General features: G+C 69.5%; 26 protein-coding genes. 14 read left to right on the top strand and 12 right to left on the bottom strand.

Annotation, left to right across the window (positions count from 1 at the left end):
• Window positions 1-120: 120 nt before the first annotated feature.
• Window positions 121-279: a hypothetical protein gene (locus tag DELCS14_RS30420; RefSeq protein WP_157158251.1), complete on the top strand. Its 159-nt coding sequence runs from the start codon at window positions 121-123 to the stop codon at window positions 277-279.
• Between the two features lie 92 nt (window positions 280-371).
• On the opposite strand, the gene DELCS14_RS08965 is transcribed toward DELCS14_RS30420, so the two are convergent.
• A complete protein-coding gene (locus tag DELCS14_RS08965) occupies window positions 372-1271 on the bottom strand; it encodes a hypothetical protein (protein WP_013801349.1) in 900 nt (299 codons plus the stop codon).
• 270 nt (window positions 1272-1541) lie between these two features.
• On the opposite strand from DELCS14_RS08965, the gene DELCS14_RS08960 reads away from it, so the two are divergent.
• Window positions 1542-2765 carry a hypothetical protein gene (locus tag DELCS14_RS08960; RefSeq protein WP_013801348.1) on the top strand — a complete coding sequence of 408 codons (1224 nt, stop codon included), beginning with the start codon at window positions 1542-1544 and terminating at the stop codon, window positions 2763-2765.
• 62 nt (window positions 2766-2827) lie between these two features.
• On the opposite strand, the gene DELCS14_RS08955 is transcribed toward DELCS14_RS08960, so the two are convergent.
• The gene (locus tag DELCS14_RS08955; RefSeq protein WP_043795871.1) at window positions 2828-3673 is read right to left on the bottom strand and encodes a hypothetical protein; all 846 of its coding nucleotides are present in this window, start codon (window positions 3671-3673) and stop codon (window positions 2828-2830) included.
• Between DELCS14_RS08955 and DELCS14_RS29790 the strand changes: the two genes are divergently transcribed.
• Together DELCS14_RS29790 and DELCS14_RS08950 are read left to right on the top strand one after the other, a co-directional pair.
• Complete coding sequence (locus DELCS14_RS29790; protein WP_267234576.1) at window positions 3651-3806, top strand: hypothetical protein; 156 nt, start codon at window positions 3651-3653, stop codon at window positions 3804-3806. The two genes, DELCS14_RS08955 and DELCS14_RS29790, sit on opposite strands and share 23 nt — an antisense overlap.
• 246 nt (window positions 3807-4052) lie before the next feature.
• Window positions 4053-5024: a tripartite tricarboxylate transporter substrate binding protein gene (locus tag DELCS14_RS08950; protein ID WP_013801347.1), complete on the top strand. Its 972-nt coding sequence runs from the start codon at window positions 4053-4055 to the stop codon at window positions 5022-5024.
• Between the two features lie 216 nt (window positions 5025-5240).
• Here DELCS14_RS08950 and DELCS14_RS08945 read toward each other — a convergent pair whose 3' ends face one another.
• Together DELCS14_RS08945 and DELCS14_RS08940 are read right to left on the bottom strand one after the other, a co-directional pair.
• Window positions 5241-5552, bottom strand: a complete 312-nt coding sequence (locus tag DELCS14_RS08945) for a hypothetical protein (RefSeq protein WP_157158250.1) — start codon at window positions 5550-5552, stop codon at window positions 5241-5243.
• Window positions 5553-5651: 99 nt separating this feature from the next.
• Window positions 5652-7100, bottom strand: a complete 1449-nt coding sequence (locus DELCS14_RS08940) for an MDR family MFS transporter (protein WP_013801345.1) — start codon at window positions 7098-7100, stop codon at window positions 5652-5654.
• Window positions 7101-7154: 54 nt separating this feature from the next.
• Here DELCS14_RS08940 and DELCS14_RS08935 point away from each other — a divergent pair, with 54 nt between their 5' ends.
• Window positions 7155-8096 carry a helix-turn-helix transcriptional regulator gene (locus tag DELCS14_RS08935; protein WP_013801344.1) on the top strand — a complete coding sequence of 314 codons (942 nt, stop codon included), beginning with the start codon at window positions 7155-7157 and terminating at the stop codon, window positions 8094-8096.
• Window positions 8097-8485: 389 nt separating this feature from the next.
• Here DELCS14_RS08935 and DELCS14_RS08930 read toward each other — a convergent pair whose 3' ends face one another.
• Together DELCS14_RS08930 and DELCS14_RS08925 are read right to left on the bottom strand one after the other, a co-directional pair.
• The gene (locus DELCS14_RS08930; RefSeq protein WP_013801343.1) at window positions 8486-9262 is read right to left on the bottom strand and encodes a Fic family protein; all 777 of its coding nucleotides are present in this window, start codon (window positions 9260-9262) and stop codon (window positions 8486-8488) included.
• Window positions 9210-9917, bottom strand: a complete 708-nt coding sequence (locus tag DELCS14_RS08925; RefSeq protein ID WP_013801342.1) for a type IV toxin-antitoxin system AbiEi family antitoxin domain-containing protein — start codon at window positions 9915-9917, stop codon at window positions 9210-9212. Before DELCS14_RS08925 ends, DELCS14_RS08930 begins: the two co-directional genes overlap by 53 nt.
• Window positions 9918-10365: 448 nt before the next feature.
• On the opposite strand from DELCS14_RS08925, the gene DELCS14_RS08915 reads away from it, so the two are divergent.
• The 3 genes from DELCS14_RS08915 to DELCS14_RS08905 all read left to right on the top strand — a co-directional run bounded on the left by DELCS14_RS08915 (window position 10366) and on the right by DELCS14_RS08905 (window position 11770).
• Window positions 10366-10827 carry a hypothetical protein gene (locus DELCS14_RS08915; protein WP_013801341.1) on the top strand — a complete coding sequence of 154 codons (462 nt, stop codon included), beginning with the start codon at window positions 10366-10368 and terminating at the stop codon, window positions 10825-10827.
• Between the two features lie 234 nt (window positions 10828-11061).
• A complete protein-coding gene (locus DELCS14_RS08910; protein WP_013801340.1) occupies window positions 11062-11316 on the top strand; it encodes a hypothetical protein in 255 nt (84 codons plus the stop codon).
• A 139-nt stretch (window positions 11317-11455) separates the two neighbouring features.
• The gene (locus DELCS14_RS08905) at window positions 11456-11770 is read left to right on the top strand and encodes a hypothetical protein (protein ID WP_013801339.1); all 315 of its coding nucleotides are present in this window, start codon (window positions 11456-11458) and stop codon (window positions 11768-11770) included.
• Window positions 11771-11991: 221 nt separating this feature from the next.
• On the opposite strand, the gene DELCS14_RS08900 is transcribed toward DELCS14_RS08905, so the two are convergent.
• On the bottom strand, window positions 11992-12315 hold the full coding sequence (locus DELCS14_RS08900; protein ID WP_013801338.1) for a hypothetical protein: 324 nt from the start codon (window positions 12313-12315) through the stop codon (window positions 11992-11994).
• Between the two features lie 734 nt (window positions 12316-13049).
• Between DELCS14_RS08900 and DELCS14_RS08895 the strand changes: the two genes are divergently transcribed.
• The 5 genes from DELCS14_RS08895 (at window position 13050) to DELCS14_RS08875 (ending at window position 16806) form a co-directional block, all read left to right on the top strand.
• A complete protein-coding gene (locus DELCS14_RS08895) occupies window positions 13050-13661 on the top strand; it encodes a hypothetical protein (protein WP_013801337.1) in 612 nt (203 codons plus the stop codon).
• Between the two features lie 94 nt (window positions 13662-13755).
• A complete protein-coding gene (locus tag DELCS14_RS08890) occupies window positions 13756-14427 on the top strand; it encodes a hypothetical protein (RefSeq protein WP_013801336.1) in 672 nt (223 codons plus the stop codon).
• Between the two features lie 672 nt (window positions 14428-15099).
• Window positions 15100-15504, top strand: coding sequence for a DUF6878 family protein (locus DELCS14_RS08885; protein WP_157158248.1), 405 nt, complete (start codon window positions 15100-15102; stop codon window positions 15502-15504).
• A gap of 14 nt (window positions 15505-15518) precedes the next feature.
• The gene (locus DELCS14_RS08880) at window positions 15519-16277 is read left to right on the top strand and encodes a hypothetical protein (RefSeq protein ID WP_013801334.1); all 759 of its coding nucleotides are present in this window, start codon (window positions 15519-15521) and stop codon (window positions 16275-16277) included.
• Entirely contained in the window at window positions 16267-16806 is a 540-nt protein-coding gene (locus tag DELCS14_RS08875) for a hypothetical protein (RefSeq protein ID WP_013801333.1), read from the top strand. Before DELCS14_RS08880 ends, DELCS14_RS08875 begins: the two co-directional genes overlap by 11 nt.
• Window positions 16807-17003: 197 nt before the next feature.
• On the opposite strand, the gene DELCS14_RS08870 is transcribed toward DELCS14_RS08875, so the two are convergent.
• Window positions 17004-17306 carry a DUF4148 domain-containing protein gene (locus DELCS14_RS08870; protein ID WP_013801332.1) on the bottom strand — a complete coding sequence of 101 codons (303 nt, stop codon included), beginning with the start codon at window positions 17304-17306 and terminating at the stop codon, window positions 17004-17006.
• Between the two features lie 108 nt (window positions 17307-17414).
• On the opposite strand from DELCS14_RS08870, the gene DELCS14_RS08865 reads away from it, so the two are divergent.
• Window positions 17415-18338, top strand: a complete 924-nt coding sequence (locus tag DELCS14_RS08865; RefSeq protein ID WP_013801331.1) for a LysR family transcriptional regulator — start codon at window positions 17415-17417, stop codon at window positions 18336-18338.
• 100 nt (window positions 18339-18438) lie between these two features.
• Here the strand turns inward: DELCS14_RS08865 and dinG are convergent, their stop codons facing one another.
• The 4 genes from dinG to DELCS14_RS08845 all read right to left on the bottom strand — a co-directional run bounded on the left by dinG (window position 18439) and on the right by DELCS14_RS08845 (window position 24146).
• Complete coding sequence (gene dinG, locus DELCS14_RS08860; protein ID WP_013801330.1) at window positions 18439-20622, bottom strand: ATP-dependent DNA helicase DinG; 2184 nt, start codon at window positions 20620-20622, stop codon at window positions 18439-18441.
• 153 nt (window positions 20623-20775) lie between these two features.
• Window positions 20776-21129 (bottom strand): hypothetical protein, encoded by a 354-nt coding sequence (locus DELCS14_RS08855; RefSeq protein WP_157158247.1) that lies wholly within the window; start codon window positions 21127-21129, stop codon window positions 20776-20778.
• A 354-nt stretch (window positions 21130-21483) separates the two neighbouring features.
• On the bottom strand, window positions 21484-22215 hold the full coding sequence (locus DELCS14_RS08850; protein WP_013801329.1) for a sulfite exporter TauE/SafE family protein: 732 nt from the start codon (window positions 22213-22215) through the stop codon (window positions 21484-21486).
• 446 nt (window positions 22216-22661) lie between these two features.
• A complete protein-coding gene (locus DELCS14_RS08845; RefSeq protein ID WP_013801328.1) occupies window positions 22662-24146 on the bottom strand; it encodes an aldehyde dehydrogenase family protein in 1485 nt (494 codons plus the stop codon).

The raw sequence follows: 24146 nt of genomic DNA, 5'->3' as shown, positions 1-24146 counted from the left end.
GGATGGACATGGTTTGTGCACGGTCGACGAGCACTGTGCTTCCCAGGCCACGCCGGCAAGAACGATGGATGGCCGGGCGGCAATGCCAGCAGACGACCAGCGAGACAAGTCCGAGCCGGGATGATCCAGGCCCAAATCTTCGCGAAAGCGGTCGATCTGGTGGATCCGTTCGTGCAGGATCGTCACGATGCCGATGCCGCCGTCGGACAGCCGCCGCCAAGAGACATGTTGCCGCTCATGACGGAAGAAGTGCCCAACGACACTGAACTCTGGGGATAGTTCCCCGGGCCGCACGCCCCGCGACCGGAGGGCGTCCTTTCGATCCACCCACGTACGGAGGGCCGCACATCGAGGCCTGCGAAGACCATGCCTCAAGCGGCCTTGAGCCGCCAGACACCCCGGCCTGGCGATTCGAACCATTGCTCCGAACGATTGAGCACCTGGCGCACCTTCGCCTGCCAATGCGGGTTCGACTCGCAGCGGTTCGCCGCGGCACCGCGCACGGCCTCGTAGATCGTGGCCAGGTCGGCCTGGCCGCCCAGTTCCATGAGGCACAGGTGGATGATCGCGCGCCAGGTCGAGCGCAGCCGCTGGTGCGCGCCGGTCGCGAGGCCTCGAAGCACCTCGAACACCCTCGTCTCGCGGCGGCGCCAGAGCAGCACGTATTCGTGTGTGATGCGCGGCAATGCCATATGGCGGTAGACCCGGGCGTCGCTGCGCACGTTGTGCTGTGCCTTCACCAGTACGGCAGCCAGTTCGTCCGCGGGCATGCGCGCAAGGGCCTCGGCCTGGTAGGAGACATAGCGGCCGCCTTGCCGACGATCTCCGACGATGGTGCCGTAGTGGCCCCCGGGGCGGGTCGCCGCACGCTGGTTGAGCAGCACCACCTGCAGCATCTCGTGGAACTCCTCGTCGCTTTCGCAGCGGCTGAGGTCGTCCGGATGCGCCTGCGTCCCCCAGACCTCACCGGAGTACACGATCATGGGGCCGTAGGGAACGTGCGAGATGCAGACGTCCACCGGCTCGCCGCCGATGGCGGCGAGGATCGAGTGCCGTAGCGCATTGAAGCCCTGGTGCAGGTCCAGGCCGTGGGCGACGATGCCCAGTTCGCGCGCGACCTCAACCGAGGTGCCGCTGCCCACCATCGGGTCGCAGAAGCTGCGGGGCCGCAGCATCTCGAACAGGACGCGGTAGACATGGCCGGAGCAGTTGCCCCGGTAGCTCGCATCGCCCCACGGGCCGCGCTCCGGGAAGCTCAGGATGGATGACATGGTCGGCGGGCTCCTTTTTTGCCTGGCCAGTCTCCCGCGCGCCGCGCGCGCATCAAGCGCAGCGCACCACCGTCGGGGCCCGGCGCGGGGCGCGGCACGGTCCGGGCCGCCCCGCCGATACAATCGGCTGCAAGGCGCCCGCCGTACCTGCACGCGAGTAGAAACAGGCATTTTTCCAAGCGTCATCCTCTCCCTTCCACAGGCCTCGCCGTCGGGGACTCAAACGCGTGCATCCGACCCGATCCGGCGAGGTGGACCGAAGGAAGAAGCATGACCTTGAAAGCACTCGCGCACGATGCGCACCTCACCCTCCAGGCCCGAACGGGCCGCACCCTCCCGCGCAGCCATGTCTACGAGCTGCTCGCCGCCGCCCTCGGCAGCCGGAGCTGGGCCGCCTTCCTCGCCGACTCGCTCCTGGCCGACGCCGGCGTCGGCGTGATGCCCGACGGGGCCCTGGCGCGCGTGTGCGGCCGCGCCCGCCAGTTGGGGCATGCCCAATCGGCCGCCGACGCCCTGACCGGTGCGCTCATCGATCTGGCCACCCGGCGACAGATGGGCGCTGTCCGCTGGGACGCACTTGCCCACCTGATGCGTTCCCCTCCGTCGGGGGGCGACGAGCGGATCGGGCGTGGATTCTTGGAGGACGAAGACGAAGACGAAGAAGACGAAGAGGAGGACGGTGGCCGACGCAACGCGGATGCGGGCTCCGAGCCCGCCCATGTCCTCTCGCAGGAGCGCGTCCTGTCCTCGCCGCTCCTGCTCGACAGCCTGGAGCGTGCCGCCGCCCAGGATGCCCGCGCGCACCATGCGCTGGCAGCCATTCATCGCTGCGCCAAGCCCAACCCCTATCTGTACGAGGAATCGCTCAAGGGCCGGGTGCTCACGGCGGCTGAAAGAGGCTGGGTCGAGGACTACCTTCGGCTCGCGCCCCGCTACCGCCGCTATGAGAAGCACCTGAGGACGGCCGCCGAAGGCGGCGTGCGCGCCGCGGCGCTGGAGTACGGCGCGGCATTCGAGCGCCCGGAGTTCATCGAGCTGGCCGAGCGCCTGGCGGGCGAGGTCGACGCGCTGCAGATGGCGCGCTCGGTCGGATCGCCGCAAGCGCGCAATCTCTGGCTCCGCCGGGCGGCCGAAGCGGGCTCGCGCCAGGCAGTCGAAGCGCTCGCGGCGCAAGGCGATGCCTGGGCCGAGGATCGAATGGCCGCCTGGGCCGGCTCCGGCTGGCTGCGCGCCGCAGCGCGGCGCTCGCTCGACCAGGGCGACGCGGTGCGCGCCTGGACCTGGCAGTATGTGGCCCTCGCGCGCGGGGAGGACCTGACCGCGTCCACGCTGACCGCGCGCCACGATGGTGGCACGCATGACGGCCAGTTCTACGACAGCGACTTCGGCGGGCCGCTGTATGTGGACGGCGACGAAGGCCTTTCACTCCCCGAGCTCGGCCGCGCCGGACACGAGGAGGCCACCGCTGCGGCCGGAAGCATCCTGGCTGGCTGACGCGGACGGCCCGCAGGGGCGCGGCTGTGGCGCCGCGCCCTGTTCCGCATTCCCGAGACGGGTCACCCCGTCCGCAGCGCGGCCAGCATCGCATCCAGGATGCCGCCATACTGCGCGCAGAACCGCTGACAGTGCTCGGCGAGCGGAGGCCTCAGGCCCGCCCGCCGCGCCAGGACCAGCAGCTGCGACACGGCCTCCGACGGCGCGAACCGCAGGTCGTGCCCTCGTTCATCACGCCACACGATGGCGCCGGGCTCGGACGCCGGCCGTGCGGACTCGATGCCGTCGATCTCGTCGGCGAAGTTCCCCAGCACCTCCTCGAGCCAGAGCACCTGGTTGTTCCTCAACCATGCCGTGCCGTCATCGAGCCCGTGCGCGCCGGTGAGCAGGTCGCCCGCGCGCCGCCACACGTCCTCCAGCATCTCGCTGTGCGAGAGCACCCCGGCCTGGGCATCGCTGACCCAGAGCCAGGCCAGCACCCAGGCGCCCCCCTCGCCGACCGACGTGGCCGTCCAGTCGTCAATCTCCACGTCGTCGTCCGCCTGCACCGCCGTGCGGGCAGCCGCGACGTACGGGTCGTCGTCGGACACCGCGAACGCGCGGATGCATTCGCCGAGGGTCAGGCCATCGCCGAGCAGCGCCTGCAGCGCATGCGCACGCGTCCCTACGCCATCGGCGAAGGTGCCCGGCGGGCCATCGCCCCGCCCGCCTGGATGCTCCATCTCGCGCAGGCAATGTCGCGCCTGGGCGATCAGGTCCCAGCAACCGCTGCTGGCGGTCCTGCCGCCGTCGCCTGCAAACCTGAGTGCATAGGCCAGCAGGCCGTCGACGGCGGCGGTGGTCGGGGCGCAGGACCCATACCGCGGCGAAACCGTGAAGGCGGTCGTGAGCCTGAAGCCGGGCTTCACGCTCGAGCAGGAAGAATTGATCCGCTACTGCAAGGAACGACTTGCAGCCTACAAGTACCCCCGCATCGTCGAAGTCCTCGCCGAACTTCCGAAGACGGCGAGCGGAAAGATCCTGCGCAGGGACTTGCGATGACATCCGGCATGGCCCCCATGGCGAACGCGAGCGCCGAGTTCGGCACGGCCGTGGCCAGCGGGCCGGCCGGGATCATCGCCCTGGGGCGTCCGCTGACGCGCAGGAGGGTGCGCGCACCCACGCCTGGAACGCAACCCCCGCTGGTTGCGATGCCGGATCGGCGGAAGCCACCCCTTGGAAACGAATCGTCGGGAGCCATCCCATGTGCATAGAAAAGGGCACGCCTGCCCATCCATTGGAGACATCATGAAGCTGAATCGCCGGTCCATTCTTCTGTCCGCCATCGCTGCGGCTGCCTTGCCCGCCACGGCCCAGGAGGGCTACCCGAACAGGCCGATCAGGATCATCGTGCCGATCGCCGCGGGCGGGGCCACCGACGTGCAGGCGCGCGCCATGGCGGACAGCCTGCAAAAGGTGCTGAAGGTCCCCATCGTGGTGGAGAACAAGCCCGGCGGCAACTTCGTGATCGGCAACGTGGCGGTGGCCACGGCCCCTGCCGACGGCTACACGATCGGCTGGGCGCTGTCCGCAGCGATGGCGCTGAACCCCATCCTCTACAAGCAGTTGCCCTATCGGCCCGAGAATTTCCAGCCGCTGGCGGTCATCTCGAAGGGCCACCATGTGATCGCGGTGCCGGCCAATGCCAAGGCCAACACACTGGCCGAATGGGTCGACGAGATCAAGCGCAGCGGCAGGGCTGCGCCCGTGGGCGTTTCGAGCGTGGGCGGCACGACCCATCTGATGGCCGAGGACCTGGGCATGAAGGCCTCGTTCACCGTGGAGCCCATCGTTTATCGCGGTGAAGCGCCCGCGGTGCAGGATCTGCTGGCGGGCAATCTCCCCGGCTTCTCCGGGATCGTGGCCAGCGTCCTGGACCACTACAAGGTCGGCAGGTTGAAAGTGCTGGCGATCTCCTCGGACCAGCGCATTGCCGACATGCCCAACGTGCCGACGTTCAAGGAGCTGGGCTACGACATCGGCGTGACCTACTGGAACGGGATCGTGGCGCCAGCGGACACGCCCAAGCCCGTCGTGGAGCGGCTCGCCAAGGCGATCGCAGAGGTCAAGGCCGGGCCCGAATTCAAGGCGCGGCTGGCCGCGATTCCCGACATGCACCTGATCGCCGGGGAGCCGGACCAGATGCGCAAGATGGTGCGGGACGACAGTGCCTACTGGGGCCGGATCATCAAGGCCCGGAACATCAAGATCGACCAGTGATGGGCAGCGCCCGCCCGGGCCCGAAGGCGATCGGGCCGCGACGTACGGGCTGCTGTTCGCCGCGCTCTCGGCGTTCGCGCCCGGATCGTTCGGCGCCGCCAACTTCCTGAGGCCGCGCGCTTCCTTCCCCAACGGCACGAGCGCGTGCGGCGCCGAGCGTTCGCATGGCCCGCGGTCGATGCCACGAAGAACGCACCGTGGCAGGGCGGGATCGGGTCAGGCGCCGCGGGCCTGCCTCAGCGCCAATGCTTCGCCGCGCAACCCGGCACGTTCGCACGCCCCTTCGAGTTCGGCGATCAACGCATCGATCGTGCGCAGGAACGCGGTGCGGCTGGTCGGAGCGGCCCGCGTGGACAGCATCCAGGCCCTGGCAGCGAGTTCATCCTCCTGCGCGCGACGGGCCCAGGGGCGCACCTGGCAGTAGCAAAGGAGTGCCAACCGCCCGAGGGCCTCCTGTCTCCTGGCATGGGTGATCTCGGCCGCCAGGTCTTGGAGGCTGGTTCGCTGAAGATCTGCCAGGTTGGTCATGCTGCAATGCAGCATTTTCTGCCCGCTCCGACCGAGGCGTCAAGGGGACGGCCCCTCGAAGACAGGACCCTAACTGCGCCCACGAGGCCGATCCAGCGATCAGTCTCCTGTTCGGGCGGCCTCCTGGCGCCTGGACGCGTCGACGCGGCGCCGGGCCTGGTATTCAGTGCGGGCCAGCAGGATGGAGGGCACCGTGGCGGCGATCGTGATCGCGAGCACCCAGAGGAACGTGGTTCCGAATCCGCTGGCCTGCCCGGCGGGCGTGGGGTGCTGGCGAAGCTGGTCAACGAGGATGACGGTGAGAACGGTGGTGCCGATCGCGCCGCCCACGCGCTGCAGGACATTGAGCTGCGGCGTGGCGTCGGGGATCTTGTCCGGCGGCAGGGCCTGGTAGGCTGCGGTCATTGCCGGGATGATCGACAGGCCGAATCCGACGCCTCTGATGACCATGAGGAGGCACAGCAGGGTGTAGGGTGTGGTGGCGGTCAGGAACACGAACGGGATGGTCGAGACCGCCAGGATGACGGCCCCCGTGAAGGCAGTGATTCCGGCGCCGCAGCGGTCGATGAACGGCGCCGCGAGCAGTGCGCCCAGCCCGGTCGGTGCGACCAGGAGCCCGGCGAGGATCACGTCCTCGCCGCGCACGGTCTGGAAGTACAGCGGCATGAGGATCATCCCGCCGTAGTTCGCGGCGCCGAGTGCGAATGTGGCGATCGACGCGGCGGTGAACGCCGGGCTGGCGTACAGCCCGAGATCGAGCAGCGGCCGCTTCGCCCGCAGGGCATGCCCGACGAAGCCGGCCAGGGCGACCAGCCCGACCAGTAGCGAAACGACGGTAGCCGTGTCCAGCCCGGCCGCAGCGCCGACCTCGGCCAGGCCGTAGGTGATACCCACGACCCCGGCGGAGGCCAGGATCAGGCCGGTCACATCCAGCGGTCCCGCGTCGCCCCCCTTTTCCCTGGCCAGAAGCCGCAGAGCGAGCACGACACCGGCGACCCCGAAGGGGACGTTGAGCCAGAAGATCGCCTGCCAATCGATGTACTGAATGAGCAAACCGCCGATCGTGGGTCCGAGCGTCGGGGCGAGGATGATCGGCACCGCGATCAGGCCCATCACCCGCCCCATCTGCGCCTTGGAGGCTTGCGCGGTCCAGATGATGGTGCCGACCGGCATGATCGCCCCGCCACCGATGCCTTGCACTGCCCGCGAGAAGATCAGCATCTCCACGCTCTGCGAGCACGCGCACAGCACGGAGCCCACGGTGAACACCGCGAGCGCAGCGACATACATCCGCGCGGCGCCGAACCGACGGGCCGCCCAGCCGGTCACGGGGATGACCGCCGCGAGCGCGAGGAGGTACGCGGTCACCACCCACTGCACCGTCCCCAATCCGGCGTGCAGGTCGACCGAGAGCGTGCGCAGGGCGACGTTGACGATCGTCGTGTCGAGGAACGACAGCGTTGCGCCGATCATCACCACGCCGATCGATCGGCGTAGCGCAGGCGAGAACGGTGCGGGAAGGTTGGCTTCGGTGGCGGCAATGGTCATGCGAACGAATGTCATCCATCCCGTCGCGACCTGCCACCGGTAGAATGCCAATTCATGCCGGAAACTAGCCAAAGCATCGATGGGATGCTGGAGATGGGAAGCCTGCCGCTCCTGCACGGCGACCAGGTCCCGCTCCACCGGCATCGGCAGGGCCATCTCGTCTACCCCGCCAGCGGCGTGCTGTCGATCGTGACCCGGGAAGGCACATGGATCGCTCCCGCGACCCGGCTGGCATGGACGCCCGGCGGCTTCGAACACCACCACCGCGCCTATGGCTGCACCGACATGCGTGTTGCGTTCCTGCCGGCCAGCCTCGCCGCTCACCTCCCGGACCGCCCGGCGGTGTTCGCTGCCTCAGCCTTGGTCCGAGAGGCCATGCTTGCCCTGACCAATGGCACCGACACGCCCCGGTCGCAGGCGGCGCGCACCCGGTTGCAAGCCGTCATCGTCGACGAGCTCGTGCCCGCCTCCGAGGAGCCGCTGCACCTGGCCGACCCACGCGACACGCGGCTTCGCGCGCTCAATCGCATCCTGCATGGCGACCCCGGCAACAACGCCAGGCTGACCGAGCTCGGCACCCGCGTCGGCGCCAGCCAGCGAACCCTGACCCGTCTCTTTCGCGACGAACTCGGCATGAGCTTCCGGCAATGGCGCACCCAGCTGCGCCTCCACCACGCACTGACCCTTCTCGCCGCCGGACACAAGGTCACCGACACGGCGGCGGCCTGCGGATGGGCCAACCCGACCAGCTTCATCGAAGCCTTCACTGCCGCCCTCGGAGAAACCCCCGCCCGCTATCGCCACGACCCTGGCACCCGCACGGCGGCGTCACCGACGTCGCGAACAGGCGCATCAGCCGCGGCGGCGGCCCCTGCCACAGCTCACAATGAGCTTCCGCCCGAGGCCAACGGGCACGACATCGCTCTCGTCAACAAGCAGCCGGGCACCGACATTGCTCCGCTCCTGCGCTGGACCGCTTCGCCGGCGAACCACTGACCGACGCGCCAGTTCGCCGGCATTCACCGGTCCACGTAGTCACCAGACACGCACCGGCCCGCGGCGGTCCCTGCCCCGTTCCCAGGGCACCAAGCCTCGCAACCCTGCGGACCGGATCACCCTTCTTGCGCCGGGAGGCTCCCGCCGCGCTCCTGACGGCGTGCCCTGCGGCTCGACATCACCGCGGGTCGGATCTCCGAGCCGCCGGGCAACGGACTTGCGCCGGAGTCGCCGCCCGCTTCCTCTCAAAGGAGAAGAGCCTTCCCCTGCACAACATTGCCGAAGTCCTGTGCGCCCTCGAGCGCCGCGCCGATCGCGCCGCCGTGCTGGAACTGCGCCCGATGACGCAGGAGATCCTCGCGATATATCGCGCGAGCACCTGTCCTTCCTCAAGGACTTCCCGCCGTCGGCTCACCCTGCCGCGGTCGCTCGGGCTCTCCGCGCGAACGCTTCATGTCCAGGTATCCCGCGTTGGCTTGCGGGTCGTCCGCCGCATACGCCACGTCCATCGCGGGGCCGGCGCCCCCGCCGCGGCCGTCCAGGCCTGGCAAGGCCACCAGCTGCTCCAGCAGCGTGCCGCCGTCGGTGGCCGCCGCCACGAACGGGCGCAGGTACGCGTCCAGGGGCTGATCCTGGGGCCTGAGCAGTTCCTGGGTCAGCACCTGCAGATAGTCAGCCTTGCGGGTGACCGGCCAGTCGATGGAAATGCCGGCCCGGTGGCACAGCTCGGAATGGACCAGGAGCATCGTCCGACCATTGCAATCGAGGAAGGGATGGGCCCAGGCGAACGCGCCCATCACCGCGCCCGGGCGCACGCGCATCGTCGTGCGATCGTTGCCCATGCCCAGGCCCCACTCCACTGCCCGCTGACAGAGCTCGGACGCTTCGAACTGCAGCCGCTCGCCCTTGCCGACCAGGCGGCCTACGCCGAGCGCGTGCCGGTCATGGCCTGCCCAAGGATAAAACTCCGCGAAGAGGATGCGATGTACCTGCAGGAAGTTGGCGTAGCCGATGCGTCCCCGGATCCCCGCGAGGTAGTTCAGCGCTTGCTCGATGTTCGCCTCGAAGAACAGATGCTCTTGGACCTTGACCTCCTCGGGATCCTTGAGTCGCTCAATGTTGCGCAGATAACCCGCGCTTTCGAAGTCGCCGAACGGATCGAACATGTTTCACCTCCCGCATGTGGTTGGTCATCAAGCGGGCGAGTTGCCGGCCGTTGATGAGGTCCTTCTTTTTCAAGGCGGCCAGCAACTTGCCGGTGGCATCGAGCACCACATCATCGCCTGCGGTCCGGGTCACCGCCTCCGCATAGTCGTCGAGGCCCGTGCGCAGGTGCGCGATGCCGTGGGCGCGCGCGAAGCGCTCGACGAAGCGGCTCACGCCCTTGGTCGGCAACGCGTCCGGATCCAGAGGCATGACATCATCCGCCGCCCTGCGCCGCGCCGTGCCCTTCACGTACCGTACCGGTGTCCCCGCGATGTCGAGCTTGCGCGCGATGCGCTGCCCTCCCGGATCGACCAGCAGCACGAGATGGCCGTCCTCGGTCACCAGACTCACCGTGCGCAGGGGAACGCCGAGTTTCTCGAACACTTCACGCACGAGATCGACCGGACCGGCCAACGGTCGGCCCTTGCCTTCGTTGTCCGGCCGCGCCTTGGCATAGAAGCCTGCGCCCAGCCGTACCAACCGACCGGCCTCCACCAGGCGGCCGATGGCTTCGCTCAGGTGCGACGCGCTCGCGATTTCCGCGAGTTCGCGACGCTGAACCACGTTGCCGGAGCGTTTTCCCAAGGACACCAGCAATTTGCTTCCCAGCTTCACTCGCGCACCTCTTGATGATCTACATTGATCGTGACGAAATTGTACTTTTTCCATTGCGGGACAACAGGTTACCGGCTTTTCAGTTGCCGCCTTTCCGGCAGGTTGTGCAGATCACGACTGGAGCGAACCTGCCTGCCTCCTCGTCGAGGCGGCGGACCATCCTCCACACGGCAAGACGGGGCTGCGCGCCCGGGTCCTGCACGAATCGAACGCCATAGTCCTGCGGTTGCATGGCGGCGGGCCATGCGCGCGCAGCCCGCCGGAAAGGGGCCGCGCTACCTGCATGAGATGAAGGCGCATCCTCCGCGCGCCATCCACGACGGGGGCCAGCCCCCCTGCGGCAGCCCGTCCGAACCCGCAGGCTTTGCGATCCCGCACGCCTGCCGGCCGCCGGCCCGTCCTGGCAGCGCTTCCACCGTGGAGCCTTCGCCCCGCCAGGAGTGCTGAAATGGGCCCCACCCCCTACCAGTACCTGCCATTGTGGGCCAAGGTGGCCATCGAACGGCTCGACGCATGCGCCGAACTGCGCACCGAGTCCATGCTCGACGAGCTGCTCGAGGGCTATGCGAAGTCCTACGGCGAGACTGTCGATGGCCAGACACGGGAATCGGCCCGGCACATCTGCCGCAGACGCTTTCGGGGCTCGTACAGCGAGCCGCCGCAAAGCGAATCCGTGCCGCCAGGCACCCTGCGGCTGATCCGGCTGGCCCGGGAGGGTGCCTTGAGCACCGGCGACCTCGTCGCAACGCAGCGGCTGGGCGAATGCGAGGTGGCCCGCGTCCACACGCCCCACTCGATCGAGGTGCGGGCGCTGGCCACAGGACGGCACTACCTGATCGGCGGCCTGGACTTCGGTGCGGACGCGCGCGTCGCCGAAGCGGGGACGCCCGATGGCGCCGCAGGCGCGTGATTCCCTCATGGCCGCGCGTCGGGCTCCCGCGCCGCGGGCATGCGAGTGCAACACGCGTGCCCGCGTCCGGGCCGACGCCCTCCATGTCCCGATCCAGCACGCGGTTCGGGCCGGCTGCGTCCGCCAGCCCGTTGAAGATCACGGCGCTGACGAGCTTGTGAGCACCAGCCGGGAACACTACGATGCGCATGCCGCGCCCGCGCGGCGTGTGGTGAGCAAGGGGGGACTGGACACATGAAGGCGCTCTCAACGATCTGGACGGCGCTGTGCATGCTGGGGCACCTTGCCTTGCGGGCGGCCAGCGTGGCACTGGTTCCTCCGTGGCTGCTCCGGCTGCTCGAGATACCGTCCGTGTTCGACCGCTGGCTGCCGGGCGTGTCCCATTGGGCGCTGCTTGGTTCGGCGGCGGCCGCTTATGCGGGCAGCTTTCTGTTCCTGCGGCTGATGACCACCAAGGAGGAATTCCGGCAGATGCTCGAAGACCGATAGCGGGCCGGGGCGCCGATAGGCCGCGCATGCACGGCGAACGTTTCGACAAGCGCCCCTTCTCGCGCCGCGGGCCGCAGCGCCGGTGCAGGCTGCCCGTCGGAGACAATGACGCAGCCCTGCTCCCATGCCAGCCGCGTCCATGCCCGTCCAGTTCACCGTGTTTCTGCTGCTCGATGCCGTTCACGGCAGTCTCGCCGAGATCGGTCTGGTGCATCCGGACATGCCTCGCGAGGAGCGCCGCTGGCTCTGGATCGAGCCGAACTGGGTGACGGTGCTCCACCCCCTCAACGAGAGCACGCCTTCGTTGCGCGTATTCGACGGCGCCGTGCTGGCGCTCGACGGCCCGCGCGCGGAGCTTCGTTGGATCAACGGGCGACGGGACGCGCTGTCAATCGATCCCGACGGCACGCTCCGGCCGGAATTCCGACGCCTCGTGCACCAGCATCTGAACTGAAGGGTCCGCGCGACGCGCGCCGGTCGCGTTCCTTGCATCGGAGCGCGTGGCGTTCACTGCCGACACCGTCTCCACGCAGCGGTCGTGCCGTGCTCAGCGCATCGGCGGCGACGGCCGTGGCATGCCCGATGAATCCGCCATCGAGGCCTGACCAGATCGCCGGGGACTGACGGCAAGCGTGGGCCCGGGATCGGCAGCCGCGGCGGCGCGCCATCGGGACGCTAACGGCCCTCGAAGGAAAACGCGGCCGGGCGGGCGTTCCAGCGCGCGTTGCGATGGCTCTCGAAATCCGGGTCGATGCGGCGCGCCAGGACGTCGATCTCCTGTTGCAGCGCGCCCGTTTCGAGCCCGATGACGCGGGCGGCGGTGGTCATGCCCCATCCGAACTTGTCGAACAGCTCCGAGGCCACGGCGGGGGACTCCGCGCCGCGCCGCACGTCCGAGATGCGGCTTTCCGCCGCGTCGCGCACTTCCTGCAGCAAGCGCTGCTGCAGCCGCAGCAACAGCTCGCGCGGCAAGTCGCCAGGGATGTCAGAGATTGTCATGTCCAGGCTCCGAGCTGTTCGTCCCGAAATGATAGGGCAACCGATCCTTGGATGCTTCGACCGATCCCTGTGCGCGGCCCGCAACGCTGCGCGGACAGCGCCGCCGCTGAAGCCGTGCAGCAGGCCGGCTGATCAAGTCGCCGCGGCAAGTTCAATGCGGCGGCGAGGAAGCGGCGTCTCCGCCACCGCGTGAGCCGCGTGGCGGGTGTTGGGCCCGAGGACCGAGGCTGGAGGTTGCCTGCCCCGGGCGCGCCAAGCCAGTCAGCGCGAAGGCGCCGCGCCCCGACGGACCGCGCGTTCAAGGCGGTGGCCGCGCTTCGCAGCCTGTGCCGCGTCACGGCGCCGGGGACGGGCATGCAGTCGCCGTCCCGGACCCGTGGTCCGCCACGCTGAATCAACGGCGCCCGCGCGTCATTTCCACCGGCGCGCTGCGTGGCCCCCTGGCCGGCAGGCGGGGCCGATGGCATGCTGGGGCTGCTTGTCGGGCCTGTGCCCGCGCACGCTGCGTGCGTTCCCGAGCTTCTCGGGCGTTGCGGTCGTTACCCGCCTGGCGCAGCGCACCGCTGCCATCTCCCAGCGCCGCCTCGGCGCCGTTCTCCCGCCGGCACTGCCGGCTCCAGTTGCCGCGCCCTCCTCGGCTCGGCCCCCCACGCTCTGCGGCCTCGTCCGCACCTTCTTCCGCCGTACCCGTTCGCAGGTCGCGGCCCCTTCGCATTTTTTTGAAAGGCCCTCACATGCCCAACATCACTGAAATCCTGTGCGCCATCGAGCGCCGCGCGGAACGTGCCATCGTGCAGGAACTGCGCCTGATGACGCAGGAGATCCTCGCGATGCGCACCCAGTTGTCGCTCGAGCACCGCGCGCATGCCGACGCACTGCTGCTCAAGCTGGACCACCTGGAACGCTGCCAGCAAGTGGATACAGAAACGCCGGCCGCGACGGTTCCACACGGCGCGCCGCCCCTCCCCGTCCTGCCGCTGGACACGTTGACCGCGGTGCAGCCGAGCCACTACCTGGTCCACTTCTACAGCCATGACGTCGGGGACCTGGAGCGGGTCGTGCTGACCAAGACACTGGCCGCGGCGGTGCAACTGGTGCGCCTGCAGGTGGCCGTCGGGCCACGTCCCGTTCTGCAGGTCTCGCATGACGCCGGCGACGGCGAGGTGGCATTCTTGGCCGGCGACGACATGGTGCTCGCCAGCATCGTGCCGTGCGAACCGGGAACGCCGGATCTCGAGCCGGAGGTCGCAGCCGCGTGCGCGGCGCTGGCCTCGGGCGATCTCTCGGCCCTGCGGCAGCTGTTCGTCGGCGCCCCGGCGCTTCGTCACGCGCTGCTGGCCGCCTGAACGCCCGCGCACGGACGCCGAAGCGTCCGCCGTTGCATCACCCTGCGGGGCCCAGCCCGCAGGGCGGGCTCCGCCCTCACCGGAGGAATCCGCCATGCATGTCACTTTGAACAACGAGCAGCAGCTGTACGTCATCCCCGGCGCAGGGGGCTGCAGCTGCCTGGGCTTCGACAACGCCCGCGACCATGCCAACCAGATCGCCGAGCGGCTGCGCCGGAAGGACCTGGCCTTCGTCGACGGCGATCACGGATCGCTCGCCGGCTACGGCAAGTACTGCGCCGCGACCGCTGCGTGGGGCCGGTCGCCGCTGACGCAGCAGACCTACTTCGATCCTGGGACCGACCCGAAGGCGGCACGGGTCCTGGAAGCCTGCCGCCGGGACGGCCGCACGGTGCGGCTCATGCCCGGCGACACCGGCACCGGCCAGTGCTGGCTGGAGGAATACGACGTCGTGGGCCGCATCGGCCGCTCCACCGGCTCCCTCAAGGTGCCGCTGCTGATCGCGCCGGGCGCCGACGGCGGTGTGGCCATCCTGACGAGCTGCCTGCTGCGCATCGTCGAGTGGAGCACCGGCCGCGACCTCTACCGGCACCCGGCATTCCGCTGCCCGGACCTGGCGATCCGCCGGGGTCCGGAACGGGATGAGCGGCCCTGGAAGGTGCTGCACGACGGCCGCATCGCGGCCTCCTTTCCCGAACTCGGCCAGGCCGGCGCCTACCTCGCCTTCATGTGCGGCGAGACCGTGGAGCCGCGCATCTTCCAGTGACCGGGACCGCCGGTCTCGCAGGGCCTCCCGGGTCCCTCATTCCAGTTGCCTCCGCCCCTTCGGGAAGCGGCGGCCAGGAGACAGCCATGTCCAATATCCCTCGAGACGCTCAAGCAGCGCGCCAAGCGCGCGCTCGATGCGGATCGTCGCCTTCGCAAGCGCCTCGCTACCCGCGGAGGACCGGCGGTGAGCAGGCGTTCCAGGCGCACGACGCGTGCCACCGGCCTCGACCGGCGCGACGAAGGATTGTTCACGCTGTTCCTGCCCAACACGAAGGCCGGCGAGGACGCCTGACGCGTCCTGGCTGCGCTGCCGGAGGGCGCCGGCAAGGTGTTGTCGCCCCTTGCGGTCGACACATCCATCCGTTGCCAGCGCGCGGATACACCGTCGCCAAGCTGGCCGCCGGCGCCAACGCCGAGCAGGAAGAAGACAGCCTGCTCGCCGAGCTGCCGGGAGCACCGCGGCCGCGGCAGTCCTAGCGGTGCCGCGCCGCCGGAGTATCCGGCGCAAACGCATGACGGCATCCCAGCCAGGGATGCCGCCACCCCAAACCCGCCTTCCACGGCGGGCTCTCTCTTGACCCCCCTGGGGCGCCCGCGCCCCCAGGTGACGCGTGCGCCTCATTTCATTTGAGGAAACAACATGCAAGCTCCAATGCAACCGGATGGCCGCGTGGCCTCCGAAGACGACAGGATCGCCGCCAACCGGGCGGCGATCTTCACAGCGCTGCTCGCCGATGGCGTTCTGCGCGCCGTGGTCAGCTACACCGGCACGGGGGACTCCGGCGGACCCGAGGACGTCCGCTTCGAGATGCCTGGCGGCGCCTTGCTGGACGAAGTCCCGATGGCGCCTCAGTACAAGGAGTCCAGCCAGTGGCTGGACGGCGCGTGGCAGAGCGCGATGTTGCTGGAGGACCAGCCGCTGGACGACGCCATCACGGACCTCGCGATGGAACTGCTCGACCGGCACTACGGCAGCTGGGAGGACGGCGATGGCGGCTCGGGCGAAGTCGTGTTCGACGCGACGGACGGCAGTGTGGTCATCGAGCACAGGGCCTATTTCATCGACTCCGAGTAAAGCGAGGTGCGGTTGTGAAGGTCCATGTCTCGCTCGCCTGCTGGCCCGGCGTGCGCCACGAAGCCGCAGCGCGGATGCTGCGCGAACCGATCGACGAACCGCTGTTCGGGCGGCTGTCGGCCGATCACGCCCAGCTCGTGCCGCAGTGCATGGGCTGCCTGACCGAGGACCGGGCCGACGCCTTGCGCGCCGCCCATCCGGACACGCAGTTCCGCCTGCATGCCAATGTGCATCTTCTGCCGGCCCGCCGGATCGCCGATCTCAGCGGCTTCGAGCGGCATGGCGACTGGTTCGCCCAGGCGGCCCGCATCAGCGGCCGGCTGCGGGCGCCCGCCTACACGGCGCACGCCGGCCGCCGGTCGGAGGCCGGTATGGCCGGGATGCTGGAGAACGCACGTCGCTGCGCCGACCTCTTCGGCTGCCCCGTCGGCATCGAAGGCCACTACCCCTCGACTGGCGACGTCTGGCTGGTCTCCACGTGGCTCGAGTACCGGGCCGTGTTCGATTCGGGCGTGCCCTACGCGCTTGACCTTTCGCACCTGAACATCCTGGCGACCCGCACGGGCCGCTGCGAGACGGCGCTGGTGGCCGAGATGCTGGCTTGCGAGCGCTGCATCGAGGTCCATGTCAGCGACAACGACGGCCGCGGAGACCGCCACCAGGTCTGCGCCGCGCCGCCCTGGTGGCACGCGCTGCTGCCGCACATCCACGCAAGCGCCGTGGTGTTCTCCGAGGGCAACCACCGCAGAGGAAGGAACGACCATGTCCATTGAATCCACGCGAGAGACCCCCGCCTACCTGCTGGGTGCCGACGGCGGGGTGGTCCTGAACGCCGCCGGCAGCGAGGCCGACGCCCGCTACCGCGCGGCGCGCGCAGAACGCGAACAGCTCGACCGCAGCTGGGCCGGCGCCATCCTGGCACGGCTGTTCCTGCGGCACGACTGGCTGGAAGCTGTCACGCTGTCGTTCGAGGCCACGGCTGAATACGACGACGGCGGCGGCTACTACCGCTGCATCCGTTGCACGGCCTCCGCGCCGCGCACCGCGCCGCTGGCGGCATTGCCCGAAGAACTGTCGTCGCAGGGGGCGTTGGACATCGACGCCGCCACGGCGCTTCTCGAGGACGAACTGGAGGACTGCGCATTCGACCTCTACACGGGTCTCGCCGAGTATCCCGAGGGCTACGAGGATCTCACGCTGCCGCTGGAACGCCGTGCCATCGCACCGCTTCTCCACCAATGCCCCTTCGACGGCAGCCTGGCCCACGTGGCCTGGGGACTGGCCCCGCCCACGCCGGCATAACGTGGCGATGGGCGCTCGCCGCCATTGCGCGGCAGCGCCCGGAGCTCCGCCGCAGCGGTGAAGCCGCGCGCCCCCTGCTCGAGAGCCACCGGCGCCAAGCGCCGGTGGCGCGTCCGGATCGGAGGGCACCGGCCATGCCGGCCCGTGTCAGGATGGTGCACGGGCCCCGACCCGGCTTGGGCGCCGGACTCACCTGATCAGCGCACGGACGTCGGGCTGCCCTGGCGCGCCACATCGCTGGCACGCGCCTTGGCTTCATCGCGCGCAGCGAGGACCTGCGCACACTTGGCGTCCTTGCGCGGGTAGACCCCGGGGTGGAGTTCGTTGAGCTTCTTACCTTCGAAGTCGAAGCCATAGACGATGTCGCCCGTGCAGAACGCCGCCAACGTCTCGGCCTTCACCTCGGCTCGCGTCTTGACCGCTTCCTGCGCGAAGGCCGAGCCCACCATCGTCGTGGACGACACCGCGATGGCGATGGCTGCAATATACGGGATTCTCATGATGGACACCTCAGGTTGATTAGTGATATTGGCACTTTACGCCTTCCATCAAAAACACAGAAGATGCAGGGGCGGACCACATTTGTCCATAGGTGGAACAATCGACCTATGAACCCTGTGCCGCCGACACCCATCGAGGCGAACGACCTCCTGCTTTTTGCCCGCATCGCCGAGACCGGCAGTTTCACGCGCGCCGCCGAACAACTGCTCCAGCCCCGGTCCACCGTGTCGCGGCGGCTGGCGGATCTGGAACGGATCCTTGGCGAACGTCTGGTGGTGCGATCCACCCGCAAGCTTCGTCTGACGGAGTTCGGCCAGGCCATGCTGGTTCATGCCAGTCAGATCGCCGACGGGGTGGAGGCCGCGTCCGCGTTCGCGGCGCACCGCCAGGCCGCGCCAAGCGGCCGACTGCACGTCGCTCTGCCCAGCCACTTTGCCCAGACCTTCGCCGCGGGGATGATCGACCGGTTCCTCGCGGACTATCCAGCCATCACCTTGGACCTGGATCTGACGACCCGACGCATCGACCTGCTCACGGAGGACTACGATCTCGTGATCCGCATCGGTCCGCTGGAAGAAGATGCATCGTTGACCGTCAGTCGTCTCGCCGATCTTCCGGTCGGTCTGTATGCGGCCCCCCAATACCTGGAGCGTGCGGGAACACCCGGCAGCCCGCAGGCACTGCTGGACAGGCAGGGGCTGATTGTTTCGCGTCAGGGCCGGCCCGTCCTGTGGGAACTGTCAAGGCCGGGAGAAGGAGGCGCCCATGAACATTGGACCGGCCTGCCCCCGCCGCGTTGCCTGGTCACCGCAGGCGAATTCCTCGTGGGGCTGGCGCTCGCGGGGCACGGCATCGCGGGCCTGACGGACGCGCTGGCGCGCCCCTACCTGGAATCCGGACGGCTCCGGCGGGTGCTGCCGCAATGGCATCTCCCGCCGATGCCTGCGTGGGCGATTTTCCCGAGCCGGAAACTCATGCCGGCCAAGACCCGCGTCTTCATCGACGCGCTTCGGGCCTTCTTCCATCGATAGGCCGCCTGGCCGCTACTCGCGGTCGAGCGGTCGGGGGGCGGGCCCACGGACGCCTCCTGCGCGTGCGTTGCGCCTGCGCACCCGCTGCGATGCGCAGGCTTCACGCAGCCGCAGCCGCGTCCGCAACGGCGGCAGGATGCGCGTCCCGGTCGCCGATCACGACACGGAACGGCGGCAGGCCCTCGAGCAGCATCCGCCCCCAGCGCGTGCCGCCCAGGCGAGGGTCGAGCACGGTCACCGTCCCCCGGTCCTCGTCGGTCCGCAGCAGGCGCCCCGTGGCCTGGGCCAGGCGGATGCCGACCTCGGGGACGCTGCGCTCCAGGAACGCCGAGCGCCCCTGCGCCTCGATCCATTCGCGGCGCGCCTGCTCCAGCGGGCTGTCCGGAACGGAGAACGGCAGCTTCGCGCAGATCACATGGGTGCAGTACTCGCCGGGCAGGTCGACGCCCTCGGCCAGGCTGGCCAGCCCGAACAGGACCGAGCGCTGGCCGCCGTCGATGCGCGCCCGGTGGCGTTCGATGAGTTCGCGCCGCGAGCACTGCCCCTGCATCAGTACGGCCTCGCGGAGCGCCGCCGGCAGCGCCGCGTGGACCTCGCGCATCTGCCGCGCGGAGGCGAACAGCACCAGCGAGCCGCGCTGCCGCTCCAGCAAGGCCGGCAGCCGGCGGACGATCTCCTGGCCATGCGCCGCCGCATCGCGCGGGTGCGCGCGCACCCCCGGAATGTGCAGCACCGCCCTGCCGGCGAAGTCGAAGGGCGAGGCGAGCGCGAGCGGCTGCAGGGCATCGAAGCCCGCGAGGCCGCATTCCTCGAAGAACAGATCGAAGCGGCCGCAGGCGCGCAGCGTCGCGGAGGTAAGGACCGCGGCGCCCACCTGGTCCCACAGCAGTTCGCGCAGGCGCGGCCCGCCGCTGATGGGGGCGGCGCACACCAGGAAGTCATCGCCGCCCGAGGCACTCGCATGCCGCTCGACCCAGCGCGCGACGGGCTGGGCCTGCTGCGCATCGTCGTGGAGCATCCAGGTCCACGTCGCGAGCATCTGCTGCAGCTTCGCGAAGTGATTGCCCAGGGCGGCCATGAACGGCTGCACCGCCTGGGCCTGCTCGCCCGCGCGTTCCACCAGGGCGGCACGTACGCCGGACAGGTCCCCCTCCATCGCCCGTGCGGCCTCCAGAACCGCCGCGCCGGCGCGCGCCACTTCCTCGGGCAGCACACCGCCGACGAAGCGGCTGATGCGCTGCTGGCCGGCGAACTCGCAGTGGCGGCCCACGGCATCCTGCAGGTCCTCCAGTAGCGCGCACAAGCGCTGCGCCGACACGCCGGGCTGCGGCAGGCCTGCGCCCACGCGGTCCAGGCGCAGCGCGTCGATGGCGCCTTGCGCATCCCGGGCGGCATGGGCGACCCAGCGGCTGGCGCCGCACACCGAGTGGCGCGAGGCGCAATGCTCGACCACCTTCCCCGGCAGGCTGTGTGCCTCGTCGAACACCACCAGCGCCTCGCGCAGGTCGGGCAAGGTGCTGCCGGCTTCCATGCCGGCGGCGGCCAGCACGAGGTCATGGTTGGCGATGACCAGGTCGGCATCCTGGCCCTGCTGCCGCGCGCGGTAAAACGGGCAGCGCTCGTAGCTCGGACAGCGGGCGCCCAGGCATCCCTGGCTGTCCGTGGTCACGCTGCTCCACACCGCCTCTGGGATGACATCGGGCCAGGCATCCCGGTCCCCGCGCCAACGCTGCGCATCGAACGCCTCGGACAGCGACCGGAACCAGCGCAGCGGCGGATGCGCCTCCGAGGTGGATGCCGGCTGCGCGCCCTGCACGTGCGTGCCGAGGGCGGGATCCGGCTCCAGTTCCGCCCCCTTGCACTCCAGGCCCGCGACCTGGCTGGCCAGCCTGGCCGGGCAGAGGAAGCGCCTGCGGCCCTTGGCCACCGCGTACGACACGGGAAACGGCAGATGGCGCAGAAGGGCCGGCACGTCCTTGTGCAGCAGTTGCTCCTGCAGCGTCACCGTGGAGGAGGACACGATCAGCTTGCGGCCCCGCATGTGGGCGAGCACCAGCGCGGGCAGCAGGTAGCCGACCGTCTTGCCGGTGCCGGTGCCGGCCTCGATCACCCCCAGGTGCTCGCCCTGCCCCCGGTCTTCATCGGCCGAGCCCACGCGCGCGAGCGCGTGGGCCACGGCGGCGATCATCTGCAGTTGAGGGCGGCGCGTGCGGAAACCCGGCGTTCCGGTACGGACCGCGTCGAGGCAGCGCTGCATGAGTTGCTTCTCGTCCGGGGTAAGCATGGAGCCAGGATCGGCTCCCGTCGCCCCCCGTCAACCCGCGCGCGGCACCTGCAAACTGCAGCCCGGGCCTTGCCTCCGAAAATCCCGCACCGCGCTGTGCGCACGCCTTCAGGCCCCCCAAGCCGACGGGCGTCCCGTCGACCCGCGGCATCCTCAGTCCGACAGTTCCACGGCGTGCCGCTGCAGCGTGCGGCGACGCTTGACGATCACGGTCGGCTGCCCGGCGGACGCAGGCCGAGGTGCTTCGAACGCCATGCCGGCGCATCGCAGCGCGGCTTCCACCTGGGCCCGGTTGAGCGGTTGCACGATGTCGCCGTTCACCTGGGCGTAGACCCCATCGGGCAGCAGTGCCAGCGCGCCCGTCTCCAGGCCGCGCTGGACCACGCCCAGCAAGCGCACCTGCGGGCCCACGCGCGGCACGAACTGCCGCACCCCAAACGGCAGCACGCGCATGCAGATATCGGCATCGCGGGGCGCGTATGCCTTGCGGTGGCTCGGATTCTTCACCTTGTCCTCCAACTCACCGGCGATGCTACCGCGCGCGGGGGAGGCCCGAGCCCCTTCTCCGGCACGTGGCGCCGCGGGTCGCCCTGCTCCGAATGTCGGCCAGGGCGCCGGCATGGTGCCCGGCCCGGCGTGGCCGAGGATGGCACGCGTGCTCCAGCACGAACGGCGGGTCCATGCCGTGCAGGCGGTTGGCCGCACGCGTCCCCCCGCGCATGGCGTCGAGGTGCGCCAGAGGAAGCTCGGCAGCCAAGGGACCTGCAGCGCGCGTCTGCGATGGTGATTGCGACGACCGGCCTAGAAAACGATGCTGCGAGCCCGCAAGCGATCCCCATGCCAGGCCGCCTGATGTCGCGGTCATTTGAACAGCAGCAGGAGCGCCAGCACAACCAGGAAAGCCTGCAACATGCGGCGGAAATGAGCGTCGTCCACGCGTTGCCGCAACGCCTTCCCGGCCAAAAGGCCCGCTGACACGGGCACCAGGGCCACCAATGACCCGAGGATCTCGACAGTACCGAGGCGACCGAACAGCAGCATCGCGCCGTACAAGGGCAGCGCTCCCGCTAGGTAGATGAGGCTGATGCTGCCCACGAATTCATCGCGGCGCAGTTGGAGCGCCACCAGGTAGGTGATGACGATCGGTCCCGTGAGCGAGGACACGCCGCCCAACAACCCCGACAGAAGCCCCACGCAGACGCCAACCATGCGCTCGCGCGCAGCCGAGATGCGCAGCGCCGGCTTCCAGACCATGAGGGCAACGGTCAGCAGCACCGCTGCGGCCAGCAGCGTGCTGAGTTGTGCGGCGCTCAGCGACAGCGTCATGCGCACCGTCAGCACGGTCGCCAGGAACTGGGCTGCCATGAGGCCCCCAAAGCGCTGCAGGCCGGACACCAGCCGCCCGTTTTCCAGCGCCTGCCACAGGTTGGAAGCCAGCACCGGCACCGACAGTAGCGCGATCGCCAGATGAGGCGCCATGCCCAAGGACAGCAAGGGCACCGCGAGCAGTGGCAGCCCCACGCCCAGTGCCCCTTTGACAACCCCACCTGCCAGCAACGCTGCCACGAACAGCAGCCAAGGAATCTCGGGCATCACTCTGCCTCGCGATCGACGTTTCCGTCCGCAGGCGACCCTGACGGCAGGCTGGACCTGTGATGGCGACCGCCGCCCAACGCGCTGGAGCGGTCCGGCTTCTGGATGTGGGAGCCACGCAGGCCGGCCGCGCGTTCGCCTCGATCGTTCACGAGCGCCGCGCCAACCCGCAAAGCCAATGGCGACTGTCCGCTGGCCATGCGTGGCGTCCTGGTCAGGAGGCCGCGCACGGCAAGCCAGCACCCGCGAAGCTGCGTGCTCGAGCCGCCCATTCGCCTCTTCTCGATGTCCGTGGTCAAGTATCGTCCACCATCGAAGGTGGCACCATCCAAATGCTTCGCACTCGGCAGCATATCGTCGACACGCTGGCCCGTGGCGCACCGCCGCTGCGGCTCGCTGCAGATCGCCGCCTCCGCGTGTCTGTGGTGGTCCAGGCCGGCCTCGCCCTATTGCATGGAGACGTTGACGTTCTTGATCTGCGTGAACTCATAGAGTTCGTCCTTCGACTCCTCGCGGCCCAGCCCCGACCGCTTGTAGCCGCCGAAGGGTGCGCCGATGAAGTGCGACGAGCAGTCGTTCACCCATACGTAGCCGGACTCCACGCGCGCTGCGGCGCGGTGCGCCGTGAGCAGGTCGCGTGTCCAGATGGAAGCGGTAAGGCCGAGGTCAGTGCCATTGACGGCATCGAACATCTCGCCCTCGCGGCTCCACCTCAGCACCGAGAGCACGGGGCCGAACACCTCCTCGCGTGCCACCCTCATGGCGGGCGTAACGCCCGTGAAAACGGTGGGTTCGATGAAAAAGCCGTTGGCCAACTGTGGGTCGTTTGGATGGGCACCGCCGGCCGCCAGCTTGGCGCCGTCGCTGCGCGCCGAGTCGATATAGGCCAGGCTGCGCTCGTACTGCGTGCGGTTGATCAGCGCGCCCATGGTGGTGTCCATGTGCGTGGCCAGGCCCGGGCGATGGCGCTCCTGCAGTCGGGCGACCATCTGCTCGACGAAGCGGTCGTGCAGGTTCTCGTGCAGGAACAGCCGGCTGGTCGATCCGCAAGACTGCCCACACCAGGTGAAGTTCATGCCGCGCACGGCTCCGTCGACCGCGCGGTCGATGTCGGCGTCCGGGTAGATGACCATCGCGTTCTTGCCGCCGAGCTCCAGCAGGCAGCGCTTCAGGGTGTCGGCGGCGCTGTGCAGCACCGCCTTGCCGGCCGGCACGCTGCCGATCAGGCCCACCGCCGCCACGTCCGGATGGCCCACCAGGGCCGCGCCGACGTCGCGGCCGCCCACCACGCAATTGAGCACGCCGGGCGGAAACAGATCCTGCAGCAGTTCCATCAGCCGCAGTGTGGACAGCGGGGCCTGCTCCGGCGGCTTGATCACCACGGTGTTGCCCGCCGCCAGCGGCGCGGCGATCTTGCCGGCGGCGAACATGAAGGGGTGGTTGAACGGAAAGATGCGGGCCACCACGCCCAGCGGCTCGCGACGGGTGTAGTTGAGTGAGCCATTGCCCGTGGGAAGCGTCTCGCCCTTGATCTCCAGCACAAGGCCGGCGAAGAACTCCATCTGCGTGGCCGCGATCTCGGCGTCGAACACCATGGCCTTGACTGGATTGCCGCAGTCCGCGGCGTCCAACAGCGCCAGGTCTGCGGCATTCGCGCGGATGCGGGAGGCGGCTTCGCGCAGGCGCCGCGCGCGCTCCAGCGGTGGCGTCGCGGCCCACCCAGGAAACGCCTGGCGGGCGCTCTGCACGGCGGCGTCAACGTCGGCGGGGCCCGCCACCTGCACGCTGGCGAGCACATCTCCCGTCGAGGGATTGATGCTTTGCAGGCTTTCGGCCTGCACGCGGGCATGCCACCGGCCCCCCCAGAACTGGCCCAGGTGCGTGGGCAGGACGGCGGACACCCGCGACGAAAGATCGGCTTGACTGGACAT

Source organism: Delftia sp. Cs1-4, from assembly GCF_000214395.1.
GTDB lineage: Bacteria > Pseudomonadota > Gammaproteobacteria > Burkholderiales > Burkholderiaceae_C > Comamonas > Comamonas acidovorans.
Note: the sequence above shows the minus strand (reverse complement) of the source record. Positions and strands in the feature narration are given on the sequence as shown.